At 34.5% G+C, this 18,701-nt stretch carries 13 protein-coding genes; 3 read left to right on the forward strand and 10 right to left on the reverse strand.

Annotated features, from left to right (window positions below):
* Position 1: 1 nt before the first annotated feature.
* Positions 2 to 1,312: an amidohydrolase gene (locus tag DFQ03_RS14290; protein WP_133673848.1), complete on the reverse strand. Its 1,311-nt coding sequence runs from the start codon at positions 1,310 to 1,312 to the stop codon at positions 2 to 4.
* Positions 1,313 to 1,520: 208 nt separating this feature from the next.
* Between DFQ03_RS14290 and DFQ03_RS14295 the strand changes: the two genes are divergently transcribed.
* Entirely contained in the window at positions 1,521 to 3,848 is a 2,328-nt protein-coding gene (locus tag DFQ03_RS14295; RefSeq protein ID WP_133673849.1) for an ATP-dependent helicase, read from the forward strand.
* A 45-nt stretch (positions 3,849 to 3,893) separates the two neighbouring features.
* Entirely contained in the window at positions 3,894 to 4,517 is a 624-nt protein-coding gene (locus DFQ03_RS14300; RefSeq protein WP_133673850.1) for an L-threonylcarbamoyladenylate synthase, read from the forward strand.
* A 77-nt stretch (positions 4,518 to 4,594) separates the two neighbouring features.
* On the opposite strand, the gene DFQ03_RS14305 is transcribed toward DFQ03_RS14300, so the two are convergent.
* From DFQ03_RS14305 to DFQ03_RS14315, 3 genes are all read right to left on the reverse strand, one after another.
* A complete protein-coding gene (locus tag DFQ03_RS14305; protein WP_133673851.1) occupies positions 4,595 to 5,449 on the reverse strand; it encodes an OmpA family protein in 855 nt (284 codons plus the stop codon).
* 100 nt (positions 5,450 to 5,549) lie between these two features.
* Positions 5,550 to 6,551 (reverse strand): glycosyltransferase family 2 protein, encoded by a 1,002-nt coding sequence (locus tag DFQ03_RS14310; RefSeq protein ID WP_133673852.1) that lies wholly within the window; start codon positions 6,549 to 6,551, stop codon positions 5,550 to 5,552.
* 12 nt (positions 6,552 to 6,563) lie between these two features.
* The gene (locus tag DFQ03_RS14315) at positions 6,564 to 7,010 is read right to left on the reverse strand and encodes a type I restriction enzyme HsdR N-terminal domain-containing protein (RefSeq protein WP_133673853.1); all 447 of its coding nucleotides are present in this window, start codon (positions 7,008 to 7,010) and stop codon (positions 6,564 to 6,566) included.
* Between the two features lie 26 nt (positions 7,011 to 7,036).
* Between DFQ03_RS14315 and holA the strand changes: the two genes are divergently transcribed.
* Positions 7,037 to 8,038 carry a DNA polymerase III subunit delta gene (holA, locus tag DFQ03_RS14320; RefSeq protein ID WP_133673854.1) on the forward strand — a complete coding sequence of 334 codons (1,002 nt, stop codon included), beginning with the start codon at positions 7,037 to 7,039 and terminating at the stop codon, positions 8,036 to 8,038.
* Between the two features lie 3 nt (positions 8,039 to 8,041).
* Here the strand turns inward: holA and DFQ03_RS14325 are convergent, their stop codons facing one another.
* The 6 genes from DFQ03_RS14325 to DFQ03_RS14350 form a co-directional block, all read right to left on the reverse strand.
* Complete coding sequence (locus DFQ03_RS14325; RefSeq protein WP_133673855.1) at positions 8,042 to 8,419, reverse strand: DoxX family protein; 378 nt, start codon at positions 8,417 to 8,419, stop codon at positions 8,042 to 8,044.
* A 235-nt stretch (positions 8,420 to 8,654) separates the two neighbouring features.
* On the reverse strand, positions 8,655 to 11,066 hold the full coding sequence (locus DFQ03_RS14330; RefSeq protein ID WP_133673856.1) for an alpha-ketoacid dehydrogenase subunit alpha/beta: 2,412 nt from the start codon (positions 11,064 to 11,066) through the stop codon (positions 8,655 to 8,657).
* Between the two features lie 157 nt (positions 11,067 to 11,223).
* Positions 11,224 to 14,043, reverse strand: coding sequence for a metalloprotease (locus DFQ03_RS14335; protein ID WP_243834512.1), 2,820 nt, complete (start codon positions 14,041 to 14,043; stop codon positions 11,224 to 11,226).
* A gap of 38 nt (positions 14,044 to 14,081) precedes the next feature.
* The gene (locus tag DFQ03_RS14340; protein ID WP_133673857.1) at positions 14,082 to 14,768 is read right to left on the reverse strand and encodes an LOG family protein; all 687 of its coding nucleotides are present in this window, start codon (positions 14,766 to 14,768) and stop codon (positions 14,082 to 14,084) included.
* A gap of 40 nt (positions 14,769 to 14,808) precedes the next feature.
* Positions 14,809 to 17,640 carry an excinuclease ABC subunit UvrA gene (gene uvrA, locus DFQ03_RS14345; RefSeq protein WP_133673858.1) on the reverse strand — a complete coding sequence of 944 codons (2,832 nt, stop codon included), beginning with the start codon at positions 17,638 to 17,640 and terminating at the stop codon, positions 14,809 to 14,811.
* 178 nt (positions 17,641 to 17,818) lie between these two features.
* A complete protein-coding gene (locus DFQ03_RS14350; RefSeq protein WP_133673859.1) occupies positions 17,819 to 18,655 on the reverse strand; it encodes a universal stress protein in 837 nt (278 codons plus the stop codon).
* Between the last annotated feature and the right edge of the window lie 46 nt (positions 18,656 to 18,701).

Genomic DNA, 18,701 nt, shown 5'->3' on the forward strand with positions numbered 1-18,701 from the left:
ATTATCCTTTTGGTTTAATATCTAAAAGCGGAGTTTGTTCGCTATTTAAATAATCTAGACTCATTTCGGTAAGTGTGCGTACTCCTAAAAGTAAGCCGCTATCATCGATTAAAAAATCTGGTGTGTGGTGCGGAAATGATTCTGTAGTACCCGGAGTCATTCCTCCTAAGAAAAAGAAAAATCCTGGAGCTTCTCTTTGAAAATAAGAGAAATCTTCAGCACCGGTAACTGCTTTTTGAAATTGTACATTTTCATTTCCGGCAACCCTTTTAATAGTAGGTAACATTTGTTCTACCAATTCTGGGTTGTTATACGTAATATCTGTAGCATCTGTTATTACACATGTAGCTTCGCCGCCATATGCCTTGGCAATATCGCTTACCATTTCGACCATACGCTTATTAAGCTTGTCTTTCATGTCATAATCTAACGTTCTAATCGTACCGATCATCTCAGCAGATTCTGGTATAATATTAAAACGAACACCGCTTTTAATTTTACCAACTGTAATTACTGCAGCTTCATTGGTAAGCTCTGTTTCTCTACTGATGATTGTTTGTAGACCGTCAATAATTTTAGCGCTGATCAAAATGGGATCAACACCTGACCAAGGCTGAGAACCGTGAGATTGTTTTCCTTTTACATTTATAACAAACTGTTGGGCGGCGGCCATTGTTCCACCCGATTTGTATTTGATAACCCCTACAGGAGTTTGAGAATTAATGTGTAAACCGAAAATCGCATCTACCTTAGGGCTGTTCATGACACCTTCTTTTACCATTAATAGAGCTCCACCTTCTTCTCCTGGTGGCGGTCCTTCTTCGGCTGGTTGAAAGATGAACTTCACAGTTCCTTTAATTTTATCCTTGTTTTTAGACATTATTTCTGCAACGCCCATTAAAATTGCAGTATGCGTATCATGCCCGCAAGCATGCATAACACCTACTTTTTCACCCATAAATTCTGAAGTAACATTAGATCTATATGGCAAATCATTACGCTCTGTAACAGGTAAGGCATCTATATCTGCTCTTAATGCTACTACTTTACCAGGTAAATCTCCCTTAAGAAGACCAACTACGCCGGTATGCGCAACACCAGTTTGAACTTCTATTCCTAAAGACTTTAAGTGCTTGGCAATTTTTTCAGCTGTTTTGAATTCACGATTCCCTAATTCCGGATTTTGATGAATTTCTCTTCTCCAATCAACTACTTTGCTTTCTATAGCTTTGTAGTCTTTTTCAAGATTTGGTCCTTGTGCCTGAACGGTAAAACCGAAAAGAACGAGGGTCAATAAACCTAGTTTTCTCATAATCAGTATTTAATATTAAATTGTTCTCTATGTTTCTGTCGATCATTTAAGACTCAAATGTATCGCTCTGTAAACTCTTTCTGCGGAATTAAAGTTTAAATATATTCAAAATGAAAAGAAATACCATCCATTGTTTACAAATCTAAATCACTTCACTTTTACTATCCCTCAATAATGGCTAAATTTACATCACTAAAAGAAAGAAAATTTGAGCTCATTTATAGATGAATTGAACGATGCCCAAAAGGCTCCTGTTTTGCATAAAGACGGACCTTTAATGGTTATTGCTGGTGCTGGATCGGGTAAAACTCGTGTACTTACATATAGAATTGCACACCTTATGGCACAGGGTGTAGATTCTTTTAATATTTTATCATTGACATTTACCAATAAAGCGGCACGTGAAATGAAAGCACGTATTGCTAGTATTGTAGGTAATGCTGAAGCAAAAAACCTTTGGATGGGGACTTTCCACTCAGTTTTTGCAAAATTATTACGTATTGATGGTGATAAACTAGGGTATCCGGCAAATTTTACTATTTATGATACGCAAGATTCTCAGCGGTTATTGGCTTCAATTATCAAGGAAATGGGGCTCGATAAGGATATTTATAAATACAAGCAGATTCAAAATAGAATTTCTTCTTTTAAGAATAGTTTAATTACGGTAAAGGCTTACCGAAATGATCCAGATTTAGTCGAACAAGATGCCATGGCAAAAAAGCCAAGAACAGGTGATATTTATGAAAATTATGTAGACCGTTGTTTTAAAGCAGGGGCGATGGATTTTGATGATTTACTATTAAGAACCAATGAGCTGTTAACACGTTACCCAGATGTGTTGATGAAGTATCAAGATAGATTTAGATATATATTGGTCGATGAGTACCAAGATACCAATCATTCTCAGTATTTGATCGTAAAGGCTTTGGCTGATCGTTTTCAAAATATATGTGTGGTAGGTGATGATGCACAAAGTATTTATTCTTTTAGAGGGGCGAATATTAGTAATATTTTGAATTTTCAAAAAGATTACGATAACGTAGGTATGTATCGTTTAGAGCAAAATTACCGTTCTACACGAAATATTGTAAATGCTGCGAACTCTGTAATCGGAAAAAATCAAAATCAAATTGAAAAAGTAGTTTGGACAGATAATGACGATGGTGCCGCTATAAAAATACATAGAAGTACTACAGATGCTGAAGAAGGTAGGTTTGTAGCAAATTCTATTTGGGAGCATCGTATGCAGCAGCAAATGAACAATGGTCAATTTGCCGTGTTGTATAGAACAAACTCACAGTCGAGATCTATTGAAGATGCTTTGCGAAAAAGAGATATTCCTTATCGTATTTATGGTGGTTTGTCTTTCTATCAGCGTAAAGAGATTAAAGATGTGCTTTCTTACTTGCGTTTGGTAATAAATCCAAAAGATGAAGAAGCGTTGAAAAGAGTGATTAATTTTCCTGCTAGGGGAATAGGGGGTACCACGCTAGATAAGTTAGTGGTTGCGGCTAACCACTACAACCGTTCTATTTTCGAAGTGATGGAAAATATTGACAGAATTGATCTAAAAATCAATTCTGGTACAAAACGTAAACTGCAAGATTTCGTTACCATGATCAAAAGTTTTCAGGTCATGAACGAAACTACAGATGCATTTGCATTGTCTGAACATGTTGCTAAGAAAACCGGTATTCTTTTAGAGTTTAAAAAGGATGGGACTCCAGAAGGTATTGGTAAAATGGAGAATATTGAAGAGCTTTTAAATGGTATAAAAGATTTCGTTGAAGGTCAAAGAGAGATTGATGAAGCAACAGGAAATATAAGCGAGTTTTTAGAAGATGTTGCTCTTGCTACAGATTTAGATAATGATACCGGTGATGATGATAGGGTTGCTTTGATGACTATTCACTTGGCAAAGGGCCTTGAATTTCCATACGTATATATTGTTGGTATGGAAGAAGACCTTTTTCCATCTGGTATGAGTATGAGTACTCGAAGTGAGCTTGAAGAGGAACGAAGGTTGTTTTATGTAGCCTTGACAAGAGCTGAAAAACAAGCATATTTAACGTATACTCAAAATAGATATAGATGGGGTAAATTGATAGACGCAGAACCAAGTCGATTTTTAGAAGAGATTGATGAGAAATATGTTGAAAACCTTACTCCTGTAGATGGTGGCTACCGCTATAAATCACTTATAAACGCTGATATTTTCGGAGAAGTCGATAAGAGCAGATTACGTCAAGAGAAACCAGTAAGAGGTACACCTCCGATTGTAGGGCAGCCTAATACCGGTCAACTAAAAAAATTACGTAAACTAAAACCGCAATTAGCAGAACCAGTAGGTAATACTAATACAATTGATCCAAATCTTGCAGTAGGTTCTTTAATTAACCATACTCGTTTTGGTCGTGGTAAGGTAGTAAAAATTGAAGGTTCAGGTAATGATAGAAAGGCAGAAATAATGTTCGATAAAGGAGATATTAAAAAACTATTGCTTCGTTTTGCGAAGCTAGAGGTATTGGGATAGTTTTATTATATTTAATATCGACAAGGTTTTTTACACCTAAATGCTATGGCAGAATTCATTAAAATATACGAAGATAACCCTAACCCTAAAGAGATAAAGAGGGTAGTGGAAGTATTGCGTAAAGGTGGCTTGGTTATTTATCCAACAGATACCGTTTATGGTTTAGGTTGTGACATAACAAATACTAAGGCATTAGAGAAAATTGCTCGTATAAAAGGTATAAAATTGGCGAAAGCGAACTGGTCGTTTATCTGTACAGATTTAAGTAACCTTTCAGATTATGTTAGGCAAATTGATACTGCTACATTCAAAATATTGAAAAGAGCTTTACCAGGCCCATATACATTTATTCTGCCGGGTAACAATAATTTGCCGAAAGAATTCAAAAAGAAGAAGACGGTTGGTATTCGTGTGCCAGACAATAATATAGTTAAAGCTTTGGTCGAAGAATTGGGTAATCCTATAGTTTCAACTTCTATACGTGATGAAGATGATGTATTGGAGTATACTACCGACCCAGAATTGATTTATGAGAAATGGGATAACCTTGTGGATATTGTTATAGATGGTGGTTACGGCGGTAATGTCGGTTCTACGATCATAGATGTTTCTACAGGCGGTTTACCTGAAGTTATTCGTGAGGGTAAAGGAAGTTTAGATATAATTTAAATAGTCTTTTATCTAGGTCATAAGCATAAAAAAAGCGGCTCAATTGAGCCGCTTTAATTTTATAAACCAATTAGGTATTATTTGTTGATTGCAGGATCTTTCATTCCTTCTTCAATCATGCTGTAGAACTGATCAATTTTTGGAAGAACAACGATACGAGTTCTTCTGTTTTTAGATTTTTCAGTTGCAGAAATTGGAACATATTCTGATCTACCAGCAGCAGTCATACGCTTAGGATCTACATTGAAGTCATTTTGAAGTATACGTACAACAGCAGTAGCACGTTTAACACTTAAATCCCAGTTGTCTAATAAAGAACCGTTACCTCTATAAGGTACGTTGTCAGTATGACCTTCTACCAAGAATTCAAAATCAGGCTTGTTATTAACAACTTTAGCAACTTTACCTAAAACTTCTTTAGCTCTGCTAGTAACGTTGTAGCTACCGCTGCTAAATAATAATTTGTCTGAAATAGAAACGAAAACTACACCTTTTTCAACACTGATTTCGATATCCTCATCATCCAAGTTTCCTAAAACACCTTTTAAGCTCTGTACCAAAGATAGGTTTACAGAATCTCTACGTGTAATAGCATCATTTAACTTACGAATAGTTAAATCTTTTTCTTGTAAACTCTCTAAAGATTTCTCTAGGTTCTCAGCACCTTTGGTAGTCAAAGTTGTTAAGTTACCCATATTGTTAATCAACTCTTGGTTGTTTGCCTTTAAAAAAGAATTCTGATCTTCTAAAGTTTGAAGTCTAGAAGAAGCAGTTGCTTTTTCTTCTAAACAATCATTTAATTTTACTGTCGCTGAATTCAATAAATCTTGTGCACTTTTGTGCTTAGCTTCAAGATCTGCGTACTTTTTTGAAGATACACAAGATGAAAGTAAAAGCGTTACTCCAAGACATCCTAATAATACTTTTTTCATAATTCTATTCTATTATATTTATTTAGTGGTTTACTCAATTTTTCGCATCTAAGCGACTTCAAAATTATATAATTACAAAGTTACTTATATGACATGATAGTTAATCTTTTACTAAAATGTTAAAATTGCTTATTCTATGTACGAAGTAAGACCATACAATGGACTTCGTAGCGTAGTATTTTCTGAGAAATTGCGTTTTTTCTCTCTTTTTATACATTTTTCTAAACTTCATGTAAAAACTTAAGTGTGCCCTAAAAATAGCGAAAAAGTGTTTGAATCTTAACTGGAAAAGAAATCGTATTGCCGCAATACCATCTAAGAGTAATCTTAAGAAAATAATTATAAAAGCTTTTCTTCTAGGAAGGTTTTTAGTGATGGAGAATAATGTATTTCTGAAATTGAGATATGTTTTTTTAGGGTTCATGTTACTTAGTGTAGAACCACCTAAGTGATAAACACTAGATGTGCCAACATAAAATATTTTATAGCCATGGTTTTTTGCCCGCCAGCATAAATCAACTTCTTCTTGATGGGCGAAGTAATCTTCATCAAAACCATTTAACTCATGAAAAACTTCTTTCTTGATGAACATACAGGCTCCTGTAGCCCAAAATATTTCTCTTATGTCATCGTATTGACCTTCATCTTTTTCTAAGGTCTGAAAAACTCTGCCTCTACAGAAAGGATAACCTAGTTGGTCAATAAAACCACCAGCGGCACCAGCATATTCAAAATGATCTTTTTTAAGCAGATCTAAAATCTTGGGTTGAATAATAGCTGCTTCGGGTACATTGTTAAATGTATCTTTTATGGGAGTAAGCCAATTAGGAGAAACTTCTACATCTGAGTTTAGTAAACAATATATATCTGCATCAACATGTTTTAATGCATCGTTATAACCCTTGGTAAAGCCCCCATTTTCAGTGTTTTGAATAATCTTAACTGTTGGGTAGTTTGCCTTAACATAGGCTACAGAACCGTCAGTTGAAGCATTATCTGCCACATATATATCTGCATCAGGAGAATAATTGATAACAGAGGGTAAGTACCTTTCTAAAAGCACTTCACCATTCCAGTTTAATATGACTACGGCTATCTTCAAAACGATCGCAAATTAACGGCTAAAATCAGGAATCTCTTGCATAAATTCATATTTTTCCGCAACAAAGTCTGTTTGACAGTAATAATGTAAGAGTCCGTTCGTGACCATTAAGTAGGTAGCATTCAATTTAAAATTGTATTGAGCAATTTGATCGAACGTCATTTGAGATATTGAAACTTCGGGTGCTTTGCACTCTACTAGTATATGTAGTTCACCATTTGGTTTAAATACGACTACATCATATCTTTTCTTTAAACCATTAAGTGTTAGTTGCTTTTCAACGTTGATATGACTTAAAGGATATTTCTTTTCTTGTATTAGAAACTGAACTACATGTTGCCGAACCCACTCTTCGGGAGTGAGTATCAAAAATTTTTTACGTATAGCGTCAAAGATCAAGGTTCTATTTTCGCTATTTTTGACCCTGAAAGTGTAGCTAGGGAAATTTAGTGGCTGCATTATACAAAGTTGATGATTTTTTCTGAATGGATGAAGCCGTACAAATAGTCAATGCAATCAAGAAAGGGCAAATCAGCCCTATTTATTTCCTGTATGGGGAAGAAGCTTATTTCATTGATAAAATTTCTGATTATATAAGTGCTAATGTGTTGACCGAAGAAGAGAAAGGTTTCAACCAAATGGTACTTTATGGTCGAGATGTATCTATTGAAGATATTGTTGGCAATGCCAAACGATACCCAATGATGGCCGAGAGACAAGTGGTTATTGTAAAAGAAGCGCAACATCTTTCACGTACTATAGAGAACCTATGTGCTTATGCAGAGAATCCCCAGCAATCTACAGTACTTGTCATTTGTTATAAATACAAGAAACTAGATAAGCGTAAAAAGCTACACAAGATTATTAAAAAGAACGGGGTAGTTTTTGAAAGTAAAAAATTATATGAAAATCAGGTTAGCGATTGGCTAAGAAAACATTTAGTAAGCCGAGGATATACGATATCTCACAAAGCTGCTTTATTACTCGTTGAGTACTTAGGTACCGACTTAGGTAAGATTAGCAAAGAACTTGACAAGCTAAAACTAGTTCTTCCCAAACAGACCGAGATAAACCCTCAGCATATTGAAGAGCATATCGGTATAAGTAAAGATTATAATAATTTTGAGCTGAAAAGAGCTATTGGTGATAGAGACATACTTAAAGCGACTAAGATTATCAACTACTTTGCTCAAAACCCGAAAGACAATCCGTTTATACTAACGATTACTTTGTTAAATTCATTTTTTACGCAGTTGTTGCAATATCACGGACTTTCTGATCATTCGCCTAAAAGTGTGGCCAGTGCATTACGTATTAACCCTTATTTTGTAAGCGAAATACAAACTGCGGCACGAAATTATCCTATGAAGAAAGTAAGCGGAATCATTTCAAGCCTCCGTGAGATGGATTTAAAAGGAAAAGGAGTAGGGGCAACACCAATGAAGGAAGCCGATCTACTTAAAGAACTACTCTATAAAATAGTATAGCGATTACTTTTTGTCTATTCCGAATTTACCTGGACCTACCAATGAAATGGTAATAAAGGCAACTAAGTAAAATAATGCCTTTTCTTTTGTTCCAAAATCATCTGCACCATGAGTGATAAATGCAGCGACTGCCATAGTTATGGCTACTGGTATTGCTGCTAGACGAGATTTAAAACCTATAATAATCAAAATAGGACAGATAAATTCACCGATTACAGCTAAAAATAATGAGGGAGTTTCACCTATACCAAAGGGATCTGCAAATTTAAAATCGCCAGAAATAAGCTTTTGGAATTTTGGAAGACCATGGGTTAACATCATGGCTGAAACTGCTATTCTAAAAAAGGCTAGACCAATATCTTTTAACAAAGTGTTTTTCATGAATACTCATAATTTCCTTTAAAAGTATAGAATTTTTTTGTTTTTCTGAGAAATGTTTCTGTATGATTGGTATTTAATCAATTATTTTTAGAATGAAATACGGAGGTAGTTTAGTTTTCAGTGGGTTAGAGGATTGTGAGCTTTCGTTAAATTGTTTAAATATTTTTAAGAGAGAAATAAAGGCACAAAAAAATCCCAAAATACATGGGATTTTTCTTACCTAAAAGTTTCTGTATTATCGTAATTTCGGATAGTCATCAGGATTTACTTCATGCATTATAGCATAAACCTTTTCAAAAATATCTTCTCTATTCGGTTTAGAAAAATAGTCACCGTCAGTACCATAAGCAGGTCTATGTGCTTTTGCACTTAAAGTTTGTGGTGAACTATCTAAATACTTAAATGCACCTTGTTTTTCCACGATTTCATTTAAAAGATAAGCTGAACATCCGCCTGGTACATCTTCATCTATTACTAACAATCGGTTTGTTTTTTTAACGCTTTCTAATACTTCCATTTCAATATCAAATGGTAATAACGTTTGAGCATCTATTACTTCAGCATCAATACCAACCTCAATTAATTCTTTGGCTGCTTTTTCAACGATACGTAATGTTGATCCATAAGAGACCAAGGTAATATCGCTTCCTTCTTTCATAGTTTCAACTCTACCAATAGGAGTACAAAATTCACCGAGATTTTTAGGTTTCTTTTCCTTTAATCTGTAACCATTTAGACTTTCAATAACCAGTGCAGGTTCGTCACTCTTTAAAAGTGTGTTATAAAAACCGGCAGCTTGTGTCATGTTTCTTGGAGCCAAAATATACATACCTCGCAGTAAATGTATTAATCCGCCCATTTCTGATCCAGAATGCCAGATCCCTTCTAGTCTATGACCTCTTGTTCTAATGATTAACGGCGCTTTTTGTTTACCGGCTGTTCTGTATAATAATGTAGCTAAATCATCTGTAAGGGTAGATAGTGCGTAAAAAATATAATCTAAATACTGAATTTCAGCAATAGGTCTAAGTCCTCTCAAGGCCATTCCAATTCCTTGACCTATAATCGTTGTTTCTCGAATACCGGTATCTGCTACACGTATTTTACCGTATTTCTCTTGCATACCTTCAAGACCTTGGTTAACATCGCCAATTGCGCCTGTATCTTCCCCGAAAATTAAGGTATTAGGGTATTTTTCAAATAGCTTGTCAAAATTATCTCTAAGAATAACCCTACCATCTACTTGCTCTTCACCGTCATTGTATTCAGGGATGATGGCCGTAATGTTTGTAGCTTTATTATCATTCTCACTATATAAATATGAGCTATATTTATGCTGAGATTCATTTAGAAAGGTGGAAGTCCATCGTATTAATTCTTGCTTTTCTTGCGTATTTTCTCCTAATAAATAGCGTAAAGATTTTCTTGCTGAAATTGCCAAATCTTTTCGAAGCGGCTCTTCGACCGCAATTAAATCATTTTTTAGCTTATTTAGAAAATTTTTGTTGGCACTTTTAGAAGCTGCTTTTTCTATTATGTTGATCAATACAGACTTCTCGGTTAGATTATCTTTTAAATACTCATCCCAAGCTTCTTTCTTCGCTTCTCTAACGGTACGTTTAATTCTTTTTTCAATGGAGTCTAATTCATCTGAAGTTGCAATGCCAGATTCTAAAATCCATTCTTTAAAACGTTTATTACAATCATGGTCACGTTCCCATTCTAAACGCTGATTATCTTTATAGCGCTCATGTGACCCTGATGTAGAGTGACCTTGAGGTTGTGTTAATTCATTTACATGAATTAATACCGGTACATGTTCTTGTCTTGCGATATCTGCTGCATTTTCATAAGCATGCATTAATGCAGTATAGTCCCAACCTTTCACTCTTAAAATCTCATAACCTTTTTCAGTTTCAGTTCTTTGAAAACCAGATAGAATTTCTGAAATATTTTCTTTTGTAGTATGAAATTTTGCAGGTACAGAGATGCCATATTCATCGTCCCAAATACTAATTACCATGGGTACTTGTAAAACACCTGCGGCATTAATAGTTTCAAAAAACATTCCTTCACTAGTACTGGCATTACCAATAGTACCCCATGCAATTTCGTTACCTTCTACAGAAAACTTGGCGCTATCTAAACCTTTTTGATTTCTATATACCTTAGATGCTTGGGCCAACCCCAAAAGACGTGGCATTTGCCCAGCAGTACATGAAATGTCTCCGCTACTGTTTTTTTGTTTTGTTAAATCTTTCCAGCTGCCATCTGCGTTCAAACTATGTGTTAAAAAGTGACCGCCCATTTGCCTGCCGGCACTCATAGGTTCCTTTTCTATATCAGTTGTTGCATATAATGCGTGAAAGAACTCTTTGGGCTTTAAAAGACCTAAGGCCATCATGAACGTTTGATCTCTATAATAACCACTTCTAAAATCGCCATTTTTAAAAGATCGGGCCATTGCTAATTGTGGTAATTCTTTTCCGTCTCCAAAGATGCCGAATTTAGCTTTACCAGTTAGGACTTCTTTTCTACCCAATAAACTACAGGTTCTGCTTAAAAAAGCAATTTCATAGTCATTGATAATTTGTTCTTTGAAATCTTCGAAAGAAATATCATTACTGGTTTTAGAAGAAACATCCATGTATTATATGTGTTTATACAAAATTACCGAATCAAGTACTTTTTAGCAACGCTGTAACCAGTTAATTTATTCCATATTTTTCAACAAATTTGGTATTTTTTTGAAAATATCTGAATTTAAGCTAAAAAAATTACTATACGTATTGAGAATTGATAGTTTAAAACCATTTTCTTGTAAATAATCCTGTTAAGGTTTTAGGACTCACCGTAATGATAAAACGTATTTTTTCACCGTAATTGGGTTGTGAGATTTCCCAACCGTTATTTGAGTGAATGGGTAGATATAGTTCAAAATAATCGGTTACTAGATTTAAACGCACACCAGAGTCATAAACGAACTTGCCATCAAGACCTTTATTTTTCACTAAACCAGCATCTCCGTATAATTCAATCCATTTCCAAATGTTGAAACTACCGTTGACCGTCGCCATCCAATCATTAGAAAATCTGTAACGCTGGTCTAAGAACGATTTAAATCCGCCTTCGGCGATAATAATCTGTTGACTGTAAATACCAGAATCTTCTGATCGTCCTAAATACCCATAATCAAAAAGATAATCTGTAGGGCGATCTAAGGCAAAGCTGAAGAAATCTGTCTCTGTATTGTTGCTAAGAAATTTACCTGCGAAAAATCGAAGATTTAATTGTCTGTTATTTTCAAATAGCTTTCGATATTCATATTCAAAGGATAGTTTAGTAAAACTACCTGCTAATTGAAAATCTAAGAACCATGAGTTGTAATCTAATATACCGTTGTTTCTACTAGAATATCGCGTATTAAAAACACTATAATCTGGATTTTCAGGGTCATTTGATAAGCTTACCAATGCTGGGTCAAAATCTCTGAAAATGTTTACATATCTAAAGGATAGAAAATCTCTTTTATTCGATAACAAATCTGCGGGTCTAAAACCAAAACTTAATGATGGTGTTATAGAAGAATATCTTGAGTTTTCATTGAAGTGAGACGTGCCGGCACCAATATTATATTGAGCTACATACAATCCGCTTTTACTGAGGTATTTTCTATAACTGAACTTTCCAGAACCTACAAAGGCTTTTTCTTTAAAGGAGTAGGAGGGTGAGAAATCATATACAAATGGTCTTTCTAGCAAGGTTTTATTATACAAACGCATACCTGGTGTCCATCCATCATAAACATTAAAACTTAAAACGGGAACATAGAAAACTTGATTGTAATACGGGTTTTCAGCATCTTTAAAGAAGGTGAACTTTAATTTCTTGTTACTCGATAAAAAACCTTTTAAGGATTTCCAATTGTCACGTTGATTGAATTCAGGTATTTTTTGATCATAGTTTAATACCAGTCTATCTTCTTCATTATTAGCAATAGTGAAGGTTTCTTCAAGCTCTATATCTTTAAACCAATATTCAGAAACCACAGAATCTTTTTTTAGACCAAATACAGAAATGGGTACATTGGTACCTTCCTTGTTCCTTATAGTTACATGTAATGAGTCTAATTCTTTCTTTACTTTTTTAATTTTAAAATCAATTTTTCGATCGGTAGAAACATAGTCTTTAAAAAACCAATTAATATCTTGTTCGGTTGAACGTTTTAAAATCGATTCAAAATCATGAACCTTTACCGTATTTAGTTGATAGTACTCAAAAAATGTCTTAATACTTTGGTCTACATGTTCTTTGCCAATGTAATCTGTCAAATATGCCAAGCCTAAACCAGCCTTATATTTATTCGCTATTTTCTGATTGAATTTTATAAGTGAATCGTTTGATGTTTGAAGCGCTTGATCTAAATTTTTTCTAGCAGTAAGATTATATAAAAAAGCGTACTGATCATTAAAATCCATCTTAGCCAGTTCAAAACTTCTAAAGCCCCATAATTTAGAAAGCTTACCCATTAATTTTTGGTCTGGGTAATATTTTTCTATATACGCTATCATTAAATAATTCGCTATAGCGCTGTTCAACCATTGTTCTTTTCTTGGGTTTAAGAACATAGTTTCTCTTAGAATACTGTTGATTGAAGTTTTTAAGAATTTCATTTCAAACTGAAACTGTTCTTCGTAAGGTCGGATAAAAGAGGGGAGTTGATTTAAGCCGTAAAGAGGGTCTTTGTTATAGTCTATTTGACTAACCAAAATCTTTTCATGAGGGTAATCGCCAAGGTTGTTATGTATAAAATTGGCAACTTTATTTATGGATAAACCTTGACCAATTGGGCTATATCTAGGGGCACTAAAATCTGTTACGAAGGTCATGTAAGGTGTTCGGTGTGTGTAGAAATTTTTCTGTGTATTCAGAATAATTTCTCCGCCACGTTGTAAATTTCCTTTTAATTGGGCAAACTGCCCGTTAGGAAATTTCGATTCGGTACTTATATCAAAATTAGAGGCTAGGTATAAGCTATCGGGAAATTTGAAATTAATAGTGGTATTGGTTTCATTCATATAAAGATCCTCAAGATTTTTATTTGAATATAAATGCCATTTGCCGTCGTACACGGCAGGTGTTAAATACCAATCTTTTAAGTAATAATCTCCTCTGCTGCCGAAGCCGTATGGAGTATATTTATTTGGTGGTAATTTTACCTTATAGGTAATGAAAATTTTTGTTGATGTATTTGGGGGTAATAAATCGTCTAACGTAACCTTTAAAATGTCTTTACCTTTTGTACGGCTCCATTCTAGACCATTATAAGAATCATCGACAACAGAAATTATAGTAGTCTTACCTCGTTCATCTGCTTTTGCTAGATGAAGAGATTTTTTAAATTCTTGGGCAAACCTCTTTGCTAGTCCTGTATTTTTATCTGAATAGGCATTTGCCCAGTCATTAAAATAAATTACACCTAGATTGTAGTTGGACTTGTTGTAATAGGTAAACTCTTGACGAATATCTAATTCTTTGGCATACTCGTTTAAACTAACGGTAAGGTTAGTTTCATACTGTGCATAGCAAGTAGTTACATTGGTAACCAAAGTTACTATGCACAAGTAGAAAAGTAATTTTAAATTGTGTGTCAAGGCGAGGATTAAAAATTAGGACTCATGCTGTGTCCTTTGTAAAATGAATCTATAATTTCAACAACCTCTTCTTCTGTATCAACTATTTTAATAAGATTTAAATCTTCAGGACTAATAGTTCCCATTTTAAGCATAGTTCCTTTTATCCAATCCATAAGTCCGGTCCAGAATTCACTGCCCACTAAAATAATCGGGAATTTTCCTATTTTATGTGTCTGTATTAATGTGATGGCTTCAAATAGCTCATCTAACGTTCCGAATCCGCCAGGCATAACTACAAAGCCTTGAGAGTATTTTACGAACATTACTTTTCTTACGAAGAAGTAATCGAAATCTAAACTCTTGTCATTATCGATATACGGATTGTCATGTTGTTCAAAAGGTAAGTCAATGTTTAAACCTACGGATGTACCACCAGCTAGGTTTGCACCTCTGTTACCAGCTTCCATAATACCTGGTCCACCACCGGTAATAACTCCGTAACCAGCTTCTGCAATAGATTTTGCAATAGATACTGCAAGCTTGTAGTAAGCGTCTTCTTCTTTTGTTCTGGCAGATCCAAAAATAGATACACATGGTCCAATTTTGCTCATGCGTTCAAAACCATTGACAAACTCGCCCATTATCTTGAAAATCGCCCAAGAGTCATTGGTCTTTATTTCGTTCCAGCCTTTATGATGTTTTTCTGATCTCATTCTTTGTTTTATATTCTTTTAGATAGATTTTTATCTAAAATTACTTTAATTCTCTCTTTAAAAATTTTGCGGTGTAGCTTTTCTTGTCTTTTGAAACCTGTTCGGGAGTTCCTTTTGCTACTAACTGCCCACCTGAGCGTCCGCCTTCGTAACCAATATCTATAATGTAATCTACCATTTTAATTACATCCATATTATGCTCAATAACTAATACGGTATTTCCTTTGTCAGCTAAAGTATTCAAAACTTCCATTAATACCCTAATATCTTCAAAATGAAGTCCGGTTGTGGGCTCATCTAAAATATAGAACGTATTGCCCGTATCTCTTTTAGAAAGCTCGGTAGCCAATTTTATTCGTTGCGCCTCACCACCAGAAAGAGTTGTAGATTGCTGTCCAAGTGAAATATATCCTAAGCCAACATCCTGTATGGTCTTTAACTTACGATGTATTTTAGGAATAAGTTCAAAAAATGACACTGCTTCGTTAATGGTCATTTCTAAAACATCTGAAATGGACTTGCCTTTATAGCGTATTTCTAATGTTTCTCTATTGAATCTTTTACCGTTACATGTTTCACATTCAACGTAAACATCTGGTAAGAAGTTCATTTCTATAACACGTAATCCTCCACCTTGACAAGTTTCACAACGTCCACCTTTTACATTAAAACTGAATCTACCCGGTTTATAGCCCCGTATAGATGCTTCTGTAGTCTTTGCGAACAGCGAACGTATTTCACTGAAAACACCAGTGTAGGTTGCTGGGTTTGATCTTGGGGTTCTACCAATAGGTGATTGATTGATATCGATAACTTTATCGATATGCTCTAACCCTGTAATTTTTTTATAGGGCATCGGTATTTTAACGCCATTGAAATAATGAGCGTTCATAATTGGGTAAAGTGTTTCGTTGATCAAGGTAGATTTACCACTACCTGAAACTCCTGTTACGCCAATCATTTTACCTAAAGGAAATTTGACGGTCAAGTTTTTTAAGTTATTACCTGTACAACCAGATAATACTATTTCTTTGCCATTACCAGGTCTTCTATTTTTCGGGACTTCAATTTCCTTTACACCGGTCATATAATCGGCAGTAAGGGTATGCACATTTTTCAATTCTTCTGGCGTACCCTGAGAAATAATCTCGCCACCATTTTTACCTGCCTTCGGACCAATATCAATAACATGATCTGCTCTTTCTATCATATCGCGGTCATGTTCGACTACGATCACAGAGTTGCCAATGTCTCGTAAAGACTCCAACGATTTAATCAATCGTTCATTATCTCGTTGGTGTAAACCAATACTTGGCTCATCTAAGATATAAAGTACACCTACCAACTGCGATCCAATCTGGGTAGCTAATCGAATACGTTGTGCTTCACCACCAGAAAGCGATTTAGAGCTTCTGTTCAGTGATAAATAATCGAGACCTACATCTAGTAAAAATTGTATTCGAGTACTTATCTCTTTTATAATTTCTTCAGCTATTTTAAGCTGATTGCCAGTAAGTTTTTTGTCTAAACAATTAAAGAAAGCTGCTAGTTCAACAATGTCTAAATTAGCTAACTCTGCAATATTTTTATCTTCTATTTTAAAGTAAAGCGATTCTTTTCTAAGACGGAAACCTGTACATGACGGACACGTAATTCTGTCCATATACTCTTTTGCCCACCGCTTTATAGATGTTGATGCAGCTTCTTCAAACTGATTTTTTATGAAATTAGAAATTCCTTCATAATCAATTTTATAAGTGCGTTTTACACCTAAAGTTTTAGAGTCTACTTCGAAACTTTCTTTGCCGCCATTTAAAAGAATTTCTATGGCTTCAGCAGGTATAGTTTCTATGGGGTCCGTTATTTGAAAATTATAACGTTCTGCTATAGTTTCGATCTGTTTAAATGCCCAAGATTTTTTATAGTCTCCTAATGGGGCTATACCGCCACCTTTAATAGAAAGTTTCTTGTTAGGGAAGATCTTCTTCTTATTTACTTCATAGACATGACCTAAACCACTGCAATAGGGGCACATGCCTTTTGGTGAGTTAAATGAAAAAGTATTAGGTTCTGGGTTAGGATAGGAGATACCCGTTGAAGGGCACATTAAATCTCTACTGAAATATCTTGGTAGATCGGTACCTTCTTCTAAAACCATTAATACATTGTCGCCACTATACATGGCCGTATTTATAGTTTCAGATAAACGTTTATGAAAATCATCGCTTTCTACTACTTTTAAACGATCGATGACAATCTCTATATCGTGGGTCTTGTAACGATCCACCTTCATGCCTTTAACAATATCTTTTACTTCACCATCAACTCGCACTTTTACAAAACCTTGTTTGGCAATTTGCTCGAAAAGTTCACGGTAATGACCCTTTCTAGATTTAACTACCGGTGCAAGTATGTTTATTTTCTTCCCGTTATACGATTCAATAATCAAATTTTTAATTTGTTCATCGCTATAACTAACCATTTTTTCGCCTGTATTATAACTATGCGCGTCTGCTGCACGGGCAAAAAGCAATCTTAAGAAATCATAAATTTCAGTAATAGTACCTACTGTGGATCTTGGCGATTTCGATGTGGTCTTTTGTTCTATTGCAATTACAGGAGATAAACCATCAATTTTATCAACATCTGGTCTTTCTAGTCCTCCTAAAAATTGTCTTGCATAAGCCGAGAAGGTTTCAATATAACGTCTTTGTCCTTCGGCGTATATGGTGTCAAAAGCCAACGAAGATTTACCACTACCAGATAGACCGGTTATAACAACCAGTTTGTCTCGGGGAATGGTAACATCAATATTCTTAAGGTTATGAACGCGTGCGCCCTTAACTTCTATATTTTCTTCAAAATTAATCATGTATTCATAGCAAAGTTGCAAAAGTACGATTTTGAGTGCTAATTACATACGTTCTTATGTTCTTTGAAAAAGCTGAATGTCTTAAATTATTGATGCAATCGCGAAATAGAGGTTCAATAATATTTTTTAGCTATTGCATAACAAATTAAATGTATACCGAGGTACTGCTCAAAAAGTTTTACTCATGCATTACAAATAATGGAATTGAAGTTTGATGACTTAATTCTTCAACCGAGTTGTTAAAGAATACTTGCTGAAATAAGTTTAGGTTTTTAGCGACCATTGTCAACATTTCAATTTTGTTTTCTGCGATATAAGTTAAAATTGAATCTCTAATGTTATCGCCTAGAATATTTTGAAAGCTATGGGCATCAGTAAAAATTTCTTTTAAATAATCGTGTAGGTATGCTTTATTGATAACTTGAGAATTTGAAAAAGTAGGTCTAGAGAGTGTAATGTGAATTACTTCTAATTTTGCATTTGAAATCTCTAAGATTTCTGTCATTGAATTTAAAATTGAATAAGTGTAGAACAAGTTGAAATCTGTCGGAAAAGCAATTTTACTGGGTGTTATTATTAGCGTATTTTCAGGTATAACTAGAACGTTGCAAGCTACTTTAGTTATGACGTTACCAGTGTTGCTGCCAATAATTGAAGCCTTTAATCCTTTAGCTCCTTTTGTACCCATTACAATTAAATCTATTTTTTTATCGACCACCGTTTTTTTTACTAAGTCTATTAGATTTCCATACTCTTCTAAAGCAATAAATCGATGAGAAGGATTGTTGAAACCTTCTGATATTTCTTTAACATGAAGTTGTAGTTTTTCTTTTGCAGAGATTCTTTTTGGCGCAGTTATTACTATTAAAGAATTACTATGAATGTCTGAATTGCTTAATTCATCAACATGCAAAATATAAAATGTACACGGCTCATTATTGAACAGATTTATGGCGTATTCAAGCGCATTATATGAATTACTTGAAAAATTTGTGGGAATTAAAATGTTTTTCATTCAATCGACTTACTTTACAAAAGTAAAAAGTTGATGGAACGCGATA

This window comes from Maribacter caenipelagi (assembly GCF_004364175.1).
Taxonomy (GTDB): domain Bacteria; phylum Bacteroidota; class Bacteroidia; order Flavobacteriales; family Flavobacteriaceae; genus Maribacter; species Maribacter caenipelagi.

What these genes read in the sequence shown, in the direction of transcription:
- DFQ03_RS14350 (WP_133673859.1), bottom strand. Translation starts at nt 18,655, where the DNA reads ATGAAAAACATTTTAATTCCCACAAATTTTTCAAGTAATTCATATAAT.
- holA (WP_133673854.1), top strand. Translation starts at nt 7,037, where the DNA reads ATGGATGAAGCCGTACAAATAGTCAATGCAATCAAGAAAGGGCAAATC.
- DFQ03_RS14330 (WP_133673856.1), bottom strand. Translation starts at nt 11,066, where the DNA reads ATGGATGTTTCTTCTAAAACCAGTAATGATATTTCTTTCGAAGATTTC.
- DFQ03_RS14340 (WP_133673857.1), bottom strand. Translation starts at nt 14,768, where the DNA reads ATGAGATCAGAAAAACATCATAAAGGCTGGAACGAAATAAAGACCAAT.
- DFQ03_RS14325 (WP_133673855.1), bottom strand. Translation starts at nt 8,419, where the DNA reads ATGAAAAACACTTTGTTAAAAGATATTGGTCTAGCCTTTTTTAGAATA.
- DFQ03_RS14300 (WP_133673850.1), top strand. Translation starts at nt 3,894, where the DNA reads ATGGCAGAATTCATTAAAATATACGAAGATAACCCTAACCCTAAAGAG.
- DFQ03_RS14305 (WP_133673851.1), bottom strand. Translation starts at nt 5,449, where the DNA reads ATGAAAAAAGTATTATTAGGATGTCTTGGAGTAACGCTTTTACTTTCA.
- DFQ03_RS14290 (WP_133673848.1), bottom strand. Translation starts at nt 1,312, where the DNA reads ATGAGAAAACTAGGTTTATTGACCCTCGTTCTTTTCGGTTTTACCGTT.
- DFQ03_RS14315 (WP_133673853.1), bottom strand. Translation starts at nt 7,010, where the DNA reads ATGCAGCCACTAAATTTCCCTAGCTACACTTTCAGGGTCAAAAATAGC.
- uvrA (WP_133673858.1), bottom strand. Translation starts at nt 17,640, where the DNA reads ATGATTAATTTTGAAGAAAATATAGAAGTTAAGGGCGCACGCGTTCAT.